The following is a 13,819-nucleotide window of genomic DNA, read 5'->3' on the forward strand; positions in this document are numbered from 1 at the left end:
CTCCTTGCCGAAGGCGTGTATGTCGGGAAGATGGACTCGCGGCCGACCAGGGACTTTCGATCTTGGTACGCAGGCATCGTGGCGGGTGATCGGCGCGGCTCGAAGATCCGGGAGTCAGGACCGGGCCTTGGGGTTGATGACCTTTGCAAGGTCGTGGAACAGCGATTCGAGCACGAGAGACATGTACAGATTGCGCTGGAGGTGGAAGTCGGCCTCCATGGCGCGGTCGGCCAGGACGAAGACGTCTTCCGGTTCCAGCCGCTCGGCGAGTCGGGCGATGGCGCGGCGGTCCTCAGGGTCGGGCGACGGCGGTTCGAGCCCGGCGGTCTGCCAGAGGACGCCGCGGAAGAGGCGAGCCATCTCCCAGACCATCAGGCGCACCCGCCGCCGCTGCGCGCCGGACTCCTTGCCGGCCTGCTTGGCGAAGGCATCGAGGAGCCGGACGTGCTCGGCCGGGTCGAAGCCGCGCTCGCCGGCCAGACCGTCGATGAGGTCGCGGCGGTAGCGCCCCAGGTCCGGATCGGCCAGCCCGACCGCGCGGCCGACGCTTCCGTCGGCCAGCATCGCCAGCTTGAGCGCCTCTGCGGGTTCCGAGGCCACGCCCTTCTCCAGCAGGAGCGACGCCAGCTCCTCGGCGGCGAGAGGTTCGAAGCGGACGACCTGGCAACGCGAGACGACCGTCTCCAACTGTTGCTCCGGGGACGTGCCGATCAGGATCAAGACGGCACCCGGCGGGGGCTCCTCAAGGGTCTTCAGGAAGGCGTTGGCCGCCTCGTCGTTCATCGAATCGACGTCGTCGACGACGGCGACTTTCCGCGGACCCCGGGCCGGCTTGAGCCCGAATTCGTCGCACAGGTCGCGGATGATCTTGATCGGCAATTCCTGCTTGTCCTCCGGGCGGCCCGCGACGATCAGATCCGGGTGCGTGCCCCCCTCGACCTGAATGCAACCGGGACAGACGCCGCAGGGTTCGAGGTCGGCTTCGGGTCGTGTCTCGCAGAGCAAGGCCTGGGCGAGCGTCAACGCAAAGGTCCGCTTGCCGACCCCCTCGGGCCCCACGAACAGGAAGGCGTGCGGAAAGCGTCCCGACCGGACCCCCGACCGCAACGTATCGACGACGCGGTCATGGCCTCGGACCGAGCGCCAGGGCATCCTCCACCTCCTTCCGGATCCGGTCGAACACCGCCTCTGCCCCCTCCCGCCCGTCGATCAACACGATCCGTCCGACGTAGGCCCTGAGGCTCTCCGGTCTCGCGCGGGCGGCGGCGAGGAAGCCCTCGCGGACGCGCGCTTGATATTCCGGCGGACGCTTCTCGATCCGATCGCGACCCGGGCCTGTACGCTCCCGTGCTACATCTGAGGGGACATCGAGGACGAGGGTCAAGTCGGGCAGCAGGCCCCCGGTCGCGACGATTCCCACCTTCGCAACCTCATCGACGGACAAGCCTCCCGCGACTCCCTGATAAACGATGTTCGACAGCAGAAATCGGTCGCATATGACGATGCGACCCGCCTTGAGCGAAGGTTGGACGACTTCGTCGACCAGCTGCGCGCGGCTGGCCATGTAGAGGAGCATTTCGGCGCGCATGGTGGGGTGAACGCTCTCGTCGGCGAGGACGACCGACCTCAGGCGTTCTCCGAGCGAGGTGCCGCCCGGGTCGCGACAGGCCACGACGTCGAACCCTTGTTCTCGGAGCCAGGCCGTCACATGGGCCGCCTGAGTCGACTTGCCGCCGCCGTCGGGCCCTTCGAAGACGAGGAAAAAGCCGGGATGAGGTCGAGGCGGGGACGTCGCGTTCGAGAATTCTTGGGGCGTCACGTCGGTGTCCTCCTGACCGAATCGTAACGGGCCGGCGGGCCGGTGGCGAGACTCCGCCGATCGGCGGCGAGGCGAGGTGGGGAGAACCCGCCTCAGACGGGCGGAAGGGGAGGTTCGGACGTCCCGGACTCATCGGCGGCCTGAATCCAGGCGACCGCCTCGGCGAACACCTGGCGAATCTTCGTGTGATACAAGAGCCGGTTGATCTCTTCGAATGTGCCCCAGTGGAACCAGTGGCCGTGAGGATCTTCCATGTGCTCATCGGATCGGACAGGGAGGATCGGCTGCTGGACCGCGACGAGGTAATACGTCACCGTCTTGACGACCTTACGCCCCCGGCGGATGTAGGTGTACGAGAGGCTGCGTTCGAATCCGTCGCGAAAGCCCCAATCGGGCAGCCCGGTCTCCTCCTGAAACTCGCGACCGGCGGCCTGGCGCGGCGTCTCGCCGGCCTCGACCCCCCCCTTTGGAAATTCCCACTTGGCGCGCGGGTTCCGCACCGTCGCGGAGTGGAGGACCAGGTACGTATACGCCCGGCCTTCGCCGCGATGGAAGGGGATGACGCCAGCGGATCGTTCGTGAAACGTGGTCATGACCGGCGGCGACCTGACTAGCGCGTGACATCGCCGTGACCGCCGGTCCCCCCGTTACGGCCCGATTCTTCGTCGCCACCGTCCTGCCCCTCACACGGAGCGACGTAGCCGAGAATCGTACCCGGCTGCACCAGGTCGTCCTCTCGGCCGCGAATCTCCACGAGGCGCCCGGTCGCGGGCGCGGAGACGTCGAAGGTCAGCGGGCCGGCCGAAATCTCGACCAGCCGATCGCCCTCCCAGACGTCGTCTCCTCGCCCGGCGTACCAGTGGCTGACGATGATCGGCATGTCGGGATTGGTTCCCAGGTCGGGCAGGATTACTGCCGCCAAACGCATGGTGAACCCCGTCACGTCGAATTGTTTTATCGTCGGCCTCGAGTCGCAAAATCGCCCTTCTGAGGCGGCTTCACGCTCACTTCACCACCTAGCTTATCTTTGCGGATGATCCTTCGCCAGAGCGATCCGGCCGCAATCAGAATCGTCGAGGGCTGGCCGGCGAATCGGCCCCTCGCGCCGTCGTCGAACCCTCGCGGGACACGAAGTCGAAGACCCCGTAGGCGTCCCGGAGCCACGATTCCCGTGACGAGGCCGGATCGACCACGAAAGACTTCGTCGAGATCAGGGTGTAATCGCGACCCATCTCCGCCAGCCAGGCCTGGACGGCCGGATGGTCCGCCTCGTAGTCGCGGAAGAGGACGAGCCGCAAGGGCCGTTTCTCGAAGATGTGCAAGGGGTTCGGCGCGAATGGGGCTTTCGCGCGATGACGCGGTGAATAGAGTCGCTGATGGAAAAGGTAGACGGCCGACATTCCCGCCTCCCAAGTGTGGGGATCGATCTCCAGCCCGAAGTCAGCCTTCGCGCAGGCGAGATCGGCGTCGCGCGCCTGCTCCGTCCAGAAACGGCGCGCGAAATCCCGGCTGCGGACGTCTTTGGCGACCCGGTACGGCCTGACCACATCCTTGACGATCAGGCCGAGTCCGAGAAGGACGAGCGCCGAGAGCAGGATCCTCGGAATTCGGATCGCCAGCCGCGGACGCCGGATCCTTGACGCCAGCACGGCCATTCCCAGCCCGGCCGCCAGGCAGGCCGTCGGGGCGAGATACTGGACGATTCGCGCCTCGCCGCCGTAGGGATAGCGACCCAGAAAAGCGGCCGTCAGTCCCAGGGCGAACGGGGCCGTGAGGGTCGCCGCCAGCGTTCGGCGCCCTGCTCGCCAGAGGGCCGTGATTCCCGCGATCGCGCAGATGAGGGTGGCCGTGCTGCCGCCGCGGCGCTCTCCCACCGGATACCCCATCAAGTTGCCGGCGTGCTGATCGAGCAGCCAGACGGGAATCCAGGCGGGGCTGTCGAGCGGCGGGAAGGAGTCCTTCCAGTAGCCGAAGCGGTAGTGCGAGCCCATCTCGCGCTGCTGGACGACGGTCGCCGCCAGATAGATAGAGAGAAACGACGCGACCATCACCAAACCATACGCGACGAACGCCGCACGGACGCGAGTACTTCCCCGTAGCAAGATTCCGGGGGCCGTCGCGGCGCATACGCCGCCGGAGACGAATACGGCCGGGTATGAGACGCCCAGGAGTACCGGCAGCGCCGCGGCGCCGATCCACCACCATCGAGGGGAATCCGGCCGCCGGAGATATTCCACGGCGAAGGTCAGGATCAGGATCGCCGCGAGCAAGTCGGATGCATACGGCTTGATCTCGTTCCCATGGCGGATCGGGTAGAAGGCGCAGGCCAGGACGCCCGTCGCCAGCACGAGTCCCCAGCCACGGACCACCCGCGAGATCAGGTGGCGAAAAACGACGACGCTGGCCACGCTGCAGATCGTCGGGAAGAGCCGCAGGGTTAGCTCGGAGTAACCCAGGGCCTGGACGAAGAGCCGTTCGATCGCCATGAAGAGCCAGGGGGCGACCTGGCCGTACTCGAGCGGCCTGGCGGCCAGATCACCGAAGCCCCGGTCCCAGAGACTGGCCGCGAGGAAGGCCTCGTCGTGCCAAATGGGGTAGTCGACCAGATAACGGACGAGTCTGACGACGATCCCGAGCGCGACCAACATCCAGCTCACGCGTTCGAACCAGAGGTCATCCGCGGCCCCGCCCTCGCCAATCCTTAAGGGCAAGAGAGGCGCGGCGATCGACGGACTTCGAGCGTCCATGCTCATCGTTCGAGATCTCCTTGAATCGCGACCGGGTCGGCGACCCGGAGGGAAGCGGGCGTGAATTCGTAGATCCGCCAGGTCTCGACGATGGATCTCAAATCGTCGCCGTAGGTCGATCGCACCGGCACCGACCGGGTCGAGCGCAGTTGAAAATCCCGTCGCATCCGGGCGAGCCAGGCGATCACTTCTGGATCCGAGGGTTCCTCGTCGAACACCACGCAACGGAGCGGCCGATCGCTGGAGACCTCATCGAGCCGAGGCCCTCCTGAGGCCCTACGTCGCGGCGAGGCTACGGCTTGATTGCAGAGATACCAGGCCCGCCGGCCCTCCCAGGCGCCCGGGCGACCCAGGCCGAAGTCCAGATGGGCGCAGGCGACCACGGAGCCTCGGCTCACCTCGGGCCAGAAACTCCGGGCGAAATCGCGAGCCTCCCGGTCGTGGAGCATTCGGTATGGCCTTCGCCAACTCATGATCTGGGGAGCCAGGGCGCAGGCGACGAGGCCGACCACCCCGGCATAGATCAAGGCCTCGCGAAGTCTCGATCGGCGGACGGTCTCCAACAAAGAACCGACCCCGGCTCCAGCCAGCAAGACGATCCCGGGGGCTGCGTATTGCGCCAATCGCGCCTCGGGTCCGAAGGGATAACGCTGCACCGCCGCCGCGATCAGGTTCAGTCCGAGAGGGGCCGTCAGAGCCACGACCATCGCCCCCCGCCCTCGCCGGATCAGGGTGACCGAGCCCGCGATACAGGCGATGAAGGTCGCCGCACTGGCCCCGCGGGCCCCACCTCCGGGATAAGCGAATACGCTGCCCGTCAGGGCCGAGAGCATCCAGTCCGGGAGGTTCAACGGGTCCTCGAGGGGTGGAAAGCCCGGCCCCCAATACCGTCGAAGGCCGTCTAGAGCCGCAGCGCTCTGGACTCCACCGAATCCAACGTGGAAGATCGCGAAGAGGCCCAGCAACAACAATCCGCAGCAAGTCAATGCACCTCGATCCTTCCAGCGTCCCGACCGCCAGACCGGCCAGAACAGGGCGACCAAGATTCCGCCGGCGACGAAAACCGCCGGGTTCGAAACCGCCACGGCGGGCGGGAGCAGACAGAACAAAATCCAGAGCCGTCGCGGGCCCTCTCGGTGGTCCAGCCAGGCCGCCGCCGGGGCCAGCAGCACGAGCCCGACGAGCAAATCGGAGGCGTAAGGCTTGGCCTCGGCTGCATGTCGAATCGGATGGACACTGACCGCCAAGATCGCCACGGCGGCCTGAAGGGATAAGCCGCTCAGGCAGCGACGGGCGACGCGCTCGAAAAGGACCACCGACGTCATTCCGCACAGGAGCGGGAACAACCGCAGCGACCACTCCGAAAAACCCATCGCCAGCACGGCTGCTCGCTCGATCCAGAGGAACGCCAAGGGACAGACCTGGCCATTGTCCAGCGGCCCCGCGAGTTCCAGGAAGCCGCGTCTGATGAAATTCACAGCCAGGAAACATTCGTCGGACCAGAAGGGTAGATTTTGGGCGTAGCGCAGCATCCGGACGACGACGCCCAGGGCGATGAAGGCCCACACGCCCCGGTTCAGAAGCCGAGGGTCGGCGGGGCCGAACGTCACCTGAGTCGACGTCGACTCGCCTCGGCTCGCGATGATGCGCCGGCGCGGGCGCGACCGGGACGGGGCGACGGACGCCGGCTCCCCTGATCGGCGCGTTTGAGAAGTGGTTTCCGGTTCCATCCGGTTCGGCTCGTTTCGTCCGAGGCCTGTGTTCCCGGGCTCCTTCCGGAAACGGTGGATCGCGATGCAGGTATAGGGGATTTCCGATTTCGCACAAGGGCGTTTCCGGCTATCCTGGAACGTATCCCCTGCCGGGGCCCCGTGTTGACGTCTCTTGGGGGACTTTGATGCTTCGATCTGCATGGATTCAAGCGGGGGCCTTCCTCGCGTTCACGACCGCCCTCTCGACGGCCCCGGCATGCGTATTCGACGCCCCGGGAGCCTCCAAGACCCCGGCCGTCGATCGCCTCGTGGGTCGGAGGATGGCCGATTTCACCCTCAAGGATGTCCTGTCGAACCGCGATTTCCGACTTTACGGCCTCGCAGGCAAGCCGGGTGCGGTGATCGTCTTTCTGGGCACCGAATGCCCGGTCGGCGACCTATACCTGCCCCGCCTTGTGGAGCTGAACCGCGACTATGGTCCCAAGGGGATCGCGTTCGTCGGAATCAACGCCAACGTGGGAGACAGCGAAGAGGAGATTGCCGCACACGCGAAGAGTTTTCAGGTGGATTTCCCGATCCTCAAGGATCGCGGGAACGTCGTCGCCGACGGCGTCCTGGCCGAGCGTACGCCCGAAGTCCTGGTGCTCGACGGCGCCGCGAGGATTCGTTACCGAGGCGCGATCGACGACCAGTACGCCGTCGGCTCACGGAAACCGGCGCCCGATCGCAACCACCTCCGCGAAGCCCTCGACGCCGTCCTGGCCCGGCGTCCCGTCGAGGTCGACGCCACGGCCGTCGCCGGCTGCCTGATCGAGAAGGCCGAGCCCGTCGCCGCGCCGAAAACCGACGTCGTCCGCGTCCGGGCACCCTCGGCAGACATTCGGGCGGCATTTGATGCGCTCGCGCCGAAACCCGCGGACGTCGGCGCGGTCACTTACGCCTCGGCGGCCGCGGCGATTCTCCAGGAGAAGTGTCAGACGTGCCACCGCCCGGGCCAGGTCGCCCCGTTCCCGCTCCTGACCTATGACGAAGCCCGCAAGCACTCGGCGATGATCCGCGAGGTCGTCGACGACCGCCGCATGCCCCCCTGGCACGCCGATCCGCGCCACGGTTCGTTCGCCAACGATCGCAGCCTGACTGGCGAGGATCGCGCCAAGCTCCTGGCGTGGATCGATCAGGGAACTCCGCTCGGCGACCCCAAGCACGTCCCGGCTCCGCGGACTTTCTCCGAAGGCTGGTCCATCGGTCGCCCGGACGTGATCTTCGAAATCCCCGAAGCCAACGTCGTCCCGGCCCAGGGCGTGCTCGAATACGTCCGGGTGCGCGTCCCGACGAAATTTACCGAGGACAAGTGGATCCAGGCCGCCGAGGCCACGCCCGGCGACCGTTCCGTCGTCCACCACATCATCATCTACGTCGACGACCATACGAAGGGGCGTCGGCTCGGTCTGGGCGGCTCGCACTTTTGCGGCTACGCGCCGGGGGACATGCCTTCAAGATTCGCCGACGGCACGGCCAAGAAGATCCCCGCCGGATCCGACCTGATGTTCGAGATCCACTACACCCCGAACGGCCGCGTTCTCGAGGATCGTTCCAAGCTCGGCCTGGTGTTCGCCACGAAGCCGGTGACGCGCGAGGCGTTCACGCTGCCGATCGCCGAGGGCGGCTTCATCATCCCTCCCAACGAGCCCAAGGTGCCGGTCGCCGCCTCGATGACCTTGCCCCAGGAGGTGAGGCTGCTCAGCTTCATGCCCCACATGCACGTGCGGGGCAAAGATTTCCAGTACACGATCACCAGGCCGGGCGGGCCTCCGGAAGTGATCCTATCGGTCCCGGCCTACGATTTCGGCTGGCAAAGCTACTACACCCTCAGGGAGCCGCTCACGCTTCCCAAGGGAACCAGGATCGACTGCCTGGCCCACTACGATAATTCGGCCGCCAACCCCGCGAACCCCGACCCGACCAAAACCGTACGCTGGGGCGACCAGACGTTTGAAGAGATGATGATCGGATACATCGACGTCGACGTCCCGGTCGGCGAGCCCATCGACCGTCAGGCCCTGCGAAACCGGAATCGGACCGGCCTGCGGGCGGTCCAGTCGCTCCTGGGCTTCGGCGGGACCCAGAAGAAGGCGGCGGAGAAACCTCCCTTGCCCTGAGGAGCCGTGCGACGATGCGACCACCTCTCCGCCTTTTCGCGATCACGTGCCTGTCTGCAACGCTCGTCGGACCAGGGGCGTCAGCGACCCTGGCCGATGATCGCGAAATACCGCCGCCTTTCGCCCCCCTCGAATATCTAGTGGGATCCTGGAAGGGGCAGGCGATGCCCCTGGGGGACCCGGCGCAACGGATCCGGGGGTGGACTGAGACCCACTCCTGGGCATGGACCTTCCTGGAAGGCAAGCCGACTGGCATGTCCTTCAAGATGGACGGCTCGAAACTCTTGAAGTCAGGTTCACTGACCTACGAGGCCGGTCGCAAGAAGTATGTGCTCAGGACCGAACCCGTCGCGTCCGAGTCATCGGGCGCCACGTCGAAGCGGTCAAAGCCGGTCATCTATGAAGGGACCATCGACGGCAAGGGCAAGCTCTTGACGCTGGATCGGACCGACGTTTCGGCCGACCGACCCGCCGAACGGCTCACGCTCCGGCCCAACGGCAATCTTGTTCGTTACACGATGTTCGTCGAGCGCCGGGCTTCCAAGACGGGGGCGTACGTCCGCTCGACCGAGATCGGCCTGACGAAGGAGGGCGAGACGTTCGCGGCGGGCTCGACCGCGATCGAACGTCCCAAGTGCGTGGTGACGGGCGGTGCGGCCACACAGACCGTCTCGTTTCAGGGACGCGACTTCCCCATCTGCTGCTCGGGATGCCGCGACGAGTTCCTGGAGTCGCCCGACAAGTACGTCAAGAAGGCTGCTTCGGCCGGCTCTTCAACGGCCGCCGAGAGGAAGCCGTCTCCTCCCGCCCGCAAAGGTCGCAGCGACGACGACGCCTTCTCGAACGACGTCGGTGAGCCGAAGACGATGCCCTGACGGACGGCGGCCCTGACTCCGTCAGGGCCGCGACGCGTTCGCTCAATAAAAGCCGCCGAAGCCGCCCACGCCGAACCCGCCACCCCAGGCCGGTCGCGCGTAGTTGTCGATGCTCTGCTGGATCGAGTTGTAACGTTGAGTCCCGGCATTGTAGGCGGCGATCTGCTCGTTTCGATCGGGCGCGCCACCCCCCTGCGCGAACTTCGCGGCGCGGACGGGATCCTGCGCGTTCTGGAAGTGCTCGCCGGGCGGATAGTATTCGGCGTACCTTCCCCTGCCCCCGGGGTTCCGGAAGCCGGCCGTTTCCTCTCCGTGGTAGTATTCCGGATACGGGTACTGGTAGTGCTGCACGATGCTCCGACGCTGCTGGGGGTAGTGCGCCTGAGGCCGGATGTGAGAGGGATACCCCCGATCAGTCGGGCTCCCCGCATCGGCGGTGGCCGCCTGCGTCGGCGGCGCCCCGTCCCGGGATTGGACCACTTCCGAGAACGCCGCGCAGGTCGTGAAGACTGCGAACGACAGCCCGGCGAGGCGCAGGCGTGATAACCTCATGGAAGGCGTTTTCCTTGTGTGAATGCAGCTCGGGGCTTACGCCAGCGACGCGCGACTCTCCTGAATTCTAGGAGACGGCCGCACCGTCCGGTTCGGAATTTTGCAGATTCTCAATCCACCGAGAAGATTGGTCGCCTCGGTTCTGGCGGCGTCCCGGGATCAATCGGGGTCGTAGGACAGATTCGGGGCCAACCAACGCTCCACGACCGAGAGTGGTAATTTCTTGCGGGCCGCGTAGTCGACGGCCTGGTCGCGCTGAATGAAGTCGATGGCGAAGTAGCGGGCCTGGGGATGGGCGAAGTAGAGCCCGCTGACGGACGCCCCGGGGTGCATGGCGTACGACTCGGTGAGGCGGATGCCGGTCGCGGCTTCCACGTCGAGGAGGTCCCAGAGGCCCGCCTTCTCGGTGTGGTCGGGGCAGGCGGGATAGCCGGCCGCCGGCCGGATGCCCCGGTATTTCTCGGCGATCAGGTCGGCGGGGGAGAGTTGTTCGTCGCCGCCGTAGCCCCAATCACGCCGGGCCTGCTGGTGTAGGGACTCGGCGAACGCCTCGGCGAGGCGGTCGGCCAGGGCTTCGGCCATGATGGCGTTGTAGTCGTCAAGATCGTCCTTGAACTTCTTGACCAGCACGTCCGAGCCGGTTCCGGCCGTGACCGCGAAGGCGCCCAGGTAGTCGGCCCGGCCGGAATCGAGGGGGGCCACAAAATCGGAGAGGGACCGGAATTCCGTCTGGCCCTGGCGTTCCCACTGCTGACGGAGGAAGTGGAACCGCATTCGTTCCTCGGTCCGCGTCTCGTCCGTGAAGACGACCACGTCGTCGCCGACCGAGTTTGCGGGGAAGAAGCCGTAGACGCCCTGCGCCGAGAGCAGGCCGTCGCGGACGACCTGGCCCAGCAGCGCGGTCGCCTTCTCGAACAGCTCGCGGGCGACCTCGCCGACCTCGGGGTCATTGAGGATCGCCGGGTACTTCCCCTTCAGCTCCCATGTGGAGAAGAACGGAGACCAGTCGATGAAAGGGACCAGCCTCTCCAGAGGATAGTGGGCGAGCCGGCGAGGGCCGATGAAGGTCGGCTTGGCGATGGGCGAGGCTTCCCAATCGATCCGCGAACCTCGGTTGCGGGCGACGTCCAGCGGGACGAGGCTTCGCTCGCGGCGCCCGGCGAAGGAGAGTCGCTCGCGCTCCTGCAACGCACGGTTCTGCTCGTCCATCTCCCCGCGCGACTCGGCGCGATTGAGGCGGTCGACCACGCCGACGCTCCGGGAAGCGTCCTTTACGTGGAGTACGGGCCCGCTGTACTGGGGGGCGATCTTGACGGCCGTGTGCTTGACGCTGGTGGTGGCGCCGCCGATCAGCAGCGGCGTGTCGAAGCCCTCGCGCTGCATCTCGCGGGCGACGTGGACCATTTCGTCGAGCGACGGCGTGATGAGCCCCGAGAGGCCGATGACGTCGACCTCGTGCTCCTTAGCTTTCCTGAGGATGTCCTCGCAGGGGATCATGACGCCCAGGTCGATGACCTCGTAGTCGTTGCAGGCCAGGACCACCCCGACGATGTTCTTGCCGATATCGTGGACGTCGCCCTTCACGGTCGCCATCAGGATCTTGCCCCGAGCCTTGTGCTCGGAGGCGGCCTCGCCCGCGGCGGCGGCCCGCGCCTTCTCGGCCTCCATCATGGGGGTCAGGTGGGCGACCGCCTTCTTCATCACGCGAGCGCTCTTAACCACCTGCGGGAGGAACATCTTGCCGGCGCCGAAGAGGTCGCCGACGACGTTCATCCCGTCCATGAGCGGCCCCTCGATGATCGAGAGCGGCTTGGGATACTCCCGCAGGGCGTCGTCGACGTCCTGCTCGACGTAATCCACGGTCCCGGTTACAAGGGCATGTTTGAGCCGCTCGGCCACCGACTGATCGCGCCAGGCGAGGTCCTTGCCTTTGTCCTTCTTGCCGCCGGCCTTCACCGTCTCGGCGAACTCGATGAGCCGGTCGGCCGCGTCGGGCCGGCGATTCAGGAGGACGTCCTCGACTTTCTCCAGCAGATCCTTGGGAATCTCCTCGTAAACCTCGAGCTGACCGGCGTTGACGATGCCCATGTCGAGGCCGGCTTTGATCGCATGGTACAGGAACGCGGCGTTCATCGCCTCGCGCACCACGTCGTTACCGCGGTAGGAGAAAGAAACGTTGCTCACGCCGCCGGAGGTCTTGGACTTGGGGAACAGCCGCTTCAGCTCGCGGACGGCCTCGATGAATTCGATGGCGTAGTTGTTGTGCTCCTCCAGGCCCGTCCCGACCGTCAGGATGTTGACGTCGAAGATGATGTCCTCGGGCGGGAAGCCGGCCTCCTCGGTCAGGAGTTTGTAGGCCCGCTTGCAGATCGCGACCTTGTTATCGGCCTCGACGGCCTGGCCCACCTCGTCGAACGCCATCACGACCGTGGCCGCACCATAGCGACGGACGAGCCGGGCCTGCTCCAGGAACTTCTCTTCGCCTTCCTTGAGGCTGATCGAGTTCACCACCGACTTACCCTGGACGCACTTGAGGCCCGCCTCGATGACGCTCCACTTGGAGCTGTCGATCATGATCGGGACCTTGGCGATCGCGGGGTCGGCCGAGATCAGGTTGAGGAACCGGGTCATGGCCTTCTCGCCGTCGATCAGGCCCTCGTCCATGTTCACGTCGACGATGTTCGCGCCCGATTCCACCTGGTCGCGCGCCACGGCCAGCGCAGCCTCGTAGTCGCCGGACTTGATGAGCCGGGCGAACTTCTTGGAACCGGTGATATTCGTCCGCTCGCCGACCATGATGAAGTTGGTCTCGGGGCGGACCACCAACGGATCCATTCCGCTGTAGCACGAATAGCCCGGAAGCTCGGGGGTTTTGCGCGGGGCGACGTCCTCGACCTGCTTGGCGATGGCCGCGATCCACTCGGGAGTCGTGCCGCAGCACCCCCCCACGAGGTTGAGCCAGCCGTTGCGCGCGAACTCGCCGAGAACCTTCGCGGTGTGCTCCTTGTCCCCCTGGAACCCGCCGAAGCCGTCTGGCATTCCGGCGTTGGGGTAGCAGCTGACGCGCGTCTTGCAGATGGACGAGAGCGTCTCGATCGAGTCGCGCATCTGGTCGACGCCAACCGCGCAGTTCAGCCCTACGCTCAGCGCAGGATAGTGCGAGACGGAGTAGTAAAAGGAATCGACCGGTTGGGCCGAGAGAGTCCGATGGTTGTCGAAAATCGTCCCCGAGATCATGACCGGCAGCCGTCGGCCCGTTTCTTCGAAGTACGAGTCGATGGCGAAGAGGCACGACTTCATGACGAGGGTGTCGAACGACGTCTCGGGCAGGAGCAGGTCGACGCCGGCCTCGACCAGGGCGGCGATCTGGACCTTGTAGTTCGCGACCATCTCGTCGAAGGTCACGTCGCGACGGCCGGGGTCCTCGACGTGGATGCCCATCGAGAGCTGCTTCTTCGTCGGTCCGATGCTCCCGGCGACGAACCTGGGCCGACTCGGGTCACGACGGGTGTAGTCGTCGGCCGCCTTGCGGGCGATCTCCACGGCGCGGACGTTCAGCTCGCGGACGTGCTCCTGGAGCCCGAATTCCTCCAGTGAGAGGGGGTTGTTGTTGAACGTGTCGGTCTCGATAATATCAGCGCCGGCCTCGAGGTACGCGCGGTGGATCTCCTCGATCATCTTCGGCTGCGAGAGGACCAGGATCTCGGTGCAGTTCTTCAGCTGGATGTGGTGGTTGGCGAACCGCTTGCCGCGATAATCCTCCTCCGTGGGCTGGTAGGAGTAGATGACCGAGCCCATGGCCCCGTCCAGGACCAGGATCCGTTCCGCAAGCAATTCCTCGAGGCGTGACGACGCGGCGGGGATGTCCTTGTTCACGATGATGGATCCAGTCGAAGAAGGGCGGCGGAGCTTCGGAACCCGCGGGCGACGTCGGTGGGATTCCAGAAGGGCGAGC

General features: G+C 66.0%; 10 protein-coding genes. 2 read left to right on the plus strand and 8 right to left on the minus strand.

Features of this window, described 5'->3' with window-relative positions:
• Positions 1 to 114: 114 nt before the first annotated feature.
• The 6 genes from holB to PZE19_RS06965 all read right to left on the minus strand — a co-directional run bounded on the left by holB (position 115) and on the right by PZE19_RS06965 (position 6,296).
• Positions 115 to 1,152, minus strand: a complete 1,038-nt coding sequence (holB, locus tag PZE19_RS06940; protein ID WP_277859846.1) for a DNA polymerase III subunit delta' — start codon at positions 1,150 to 1,152, stop codon at positions 115 to 117.
• A complete protein-coding gene (tmk, locus tag PZE19_RS06945) occupies positions 1,124 to 1,819 on the minus strand; it encodes a dTMP kinase (protein ID WP_277859847.1) in 696 nt (231 codons plus the stop codon). Before tmk ends, holB begins: the two co-directional genes overlap by 29 nt.
• 92 nt (positions 1,820 to 1,911) lie before the next feature.
• The gene (locus tag PZE19_RS06950; RefSeq protein WP_277859848.1) at positions 1,912 to 2,412 is read right to left on the minus strand and encodes an NUDIX domain-containing protein; all 501 of its coding nucleotides are present in this window, start codon (positions 2,410 to 2,412) and stop codon (positions 1,912 to 1,914) included.
• Positions 2,413 to 2,429: 17 nt separating this feature from the next.
• Complete coding sequence (locus PZE19_RS06955; RefSeq protein ID WP_277859849.1) at positions 2,430 to 2,747, minus strand: biotin/lipoyl-containing protein; 318 nt, start codon at positions 2,745 to 2,747, stop codon at positions 2,430 to 2,432.
• A 136-nt stretch (positions 2,748 to 2,883) separates the two neighbouring features.
• Positions 2,884 to 4,476 carry a hypothetical protein gene (locus PZE19_RS06960; RefSeq protein WP_277859850.1) on the minus strand — a complete coding sequence of 531 codons (1,593 nt, stop codon included), beginning with the start codon at positions 4,474 to 4,476 and terminating at the stop codon, positions 2,884 to 2,886.
• 92 nt (positions 4,477 to 4,568) lie between these two features.
• Positions 4,569 to 6,296: a glycosyltransferase family 39 protein gene (locus PZE19_RS06965; RefSeq protein WP_277859851.1), complete on the minus strand. Its 1,728-nt coding sequence runs from the start codon at positions 6,294 to 6,296 to the stop codon at positions 4,569 to 4,571.
• Positions 6,297 to 6,463: 167 nt separating this feature from the next.
• Here PZE19_RS06965 and PZE19_RS06970 point away from each other — a divergent pair, with 167 nt between their 5' ends.
• Together PZE19_RS06970 and PZE19_RS06975 are read left to right on the plus strand one after the other, a co-directional pair.
• Positions 6,464 to 8,437, plus strand: coding sequence for a redoxin domain-containing protein (locus tag PZE19_RS06970; RefSeq protein ID WP_277859852.1), 1,974 nt, complete (start codon positions 6,464 to 6,466; stop codon positions 8,435 to 8,437).
• Between the two features lie 164 nt (positions 8,438 to 8,601).
• Positions 8,602 to 9,312 carry a hypothetical protein gene (locus PZE19_RS06975; RefSeq protein WP_277859853.1) on the plus strand — a complete coding sequence of 237 codons (711 nt, stop codon included), beginning with the start codon at positions 8,602 to 8,604 and terminating at the stop codon, positions 9,310 to 9,312.
• A 42-nt stretch (positions 9,313 to 9,354) separates the two neighbouring features.
• Here the strand turns inward: PZE19_RS06975 and PZE19_RS06980 are convergent, their stop codons facing one another.
• Positions 9,355 to 9,864, minus strand: coding sequence for a hypothetical protein (locus PZE19_RS06980; RefSeq protein WP_277859854.1), 510 nt, complete (start codon positions 9,862 to 9,864; stop codon positions 9,355 to 9,357).
• A 159-nt stretch (positions 9,865 to 10,023) separates the two neighbouring features.
• A complete protein-coding gene (metH, locus tag PZE19_RS06985) occupies positions 10,024 to 13,740 on the minus strand; it encodes a methionine synthase (RefSeq protein WP_277859855.1) in 3,717 nt (1,238 codons plus the stop codon).
• Positions 13,741 to 13,819: the final 79 nt, after the last annotated feature.

The organism is Paludisphaera mucosa (genome assembly GCF_029589435.1).
In the GTDB taxonomy this organism is placed as follows: Bacteria; Planctomycetota; Planctomycetia; order Isosphaerales; family Isosphaeraceae; genus Paludisphaera; species Paludisphaera mucosa.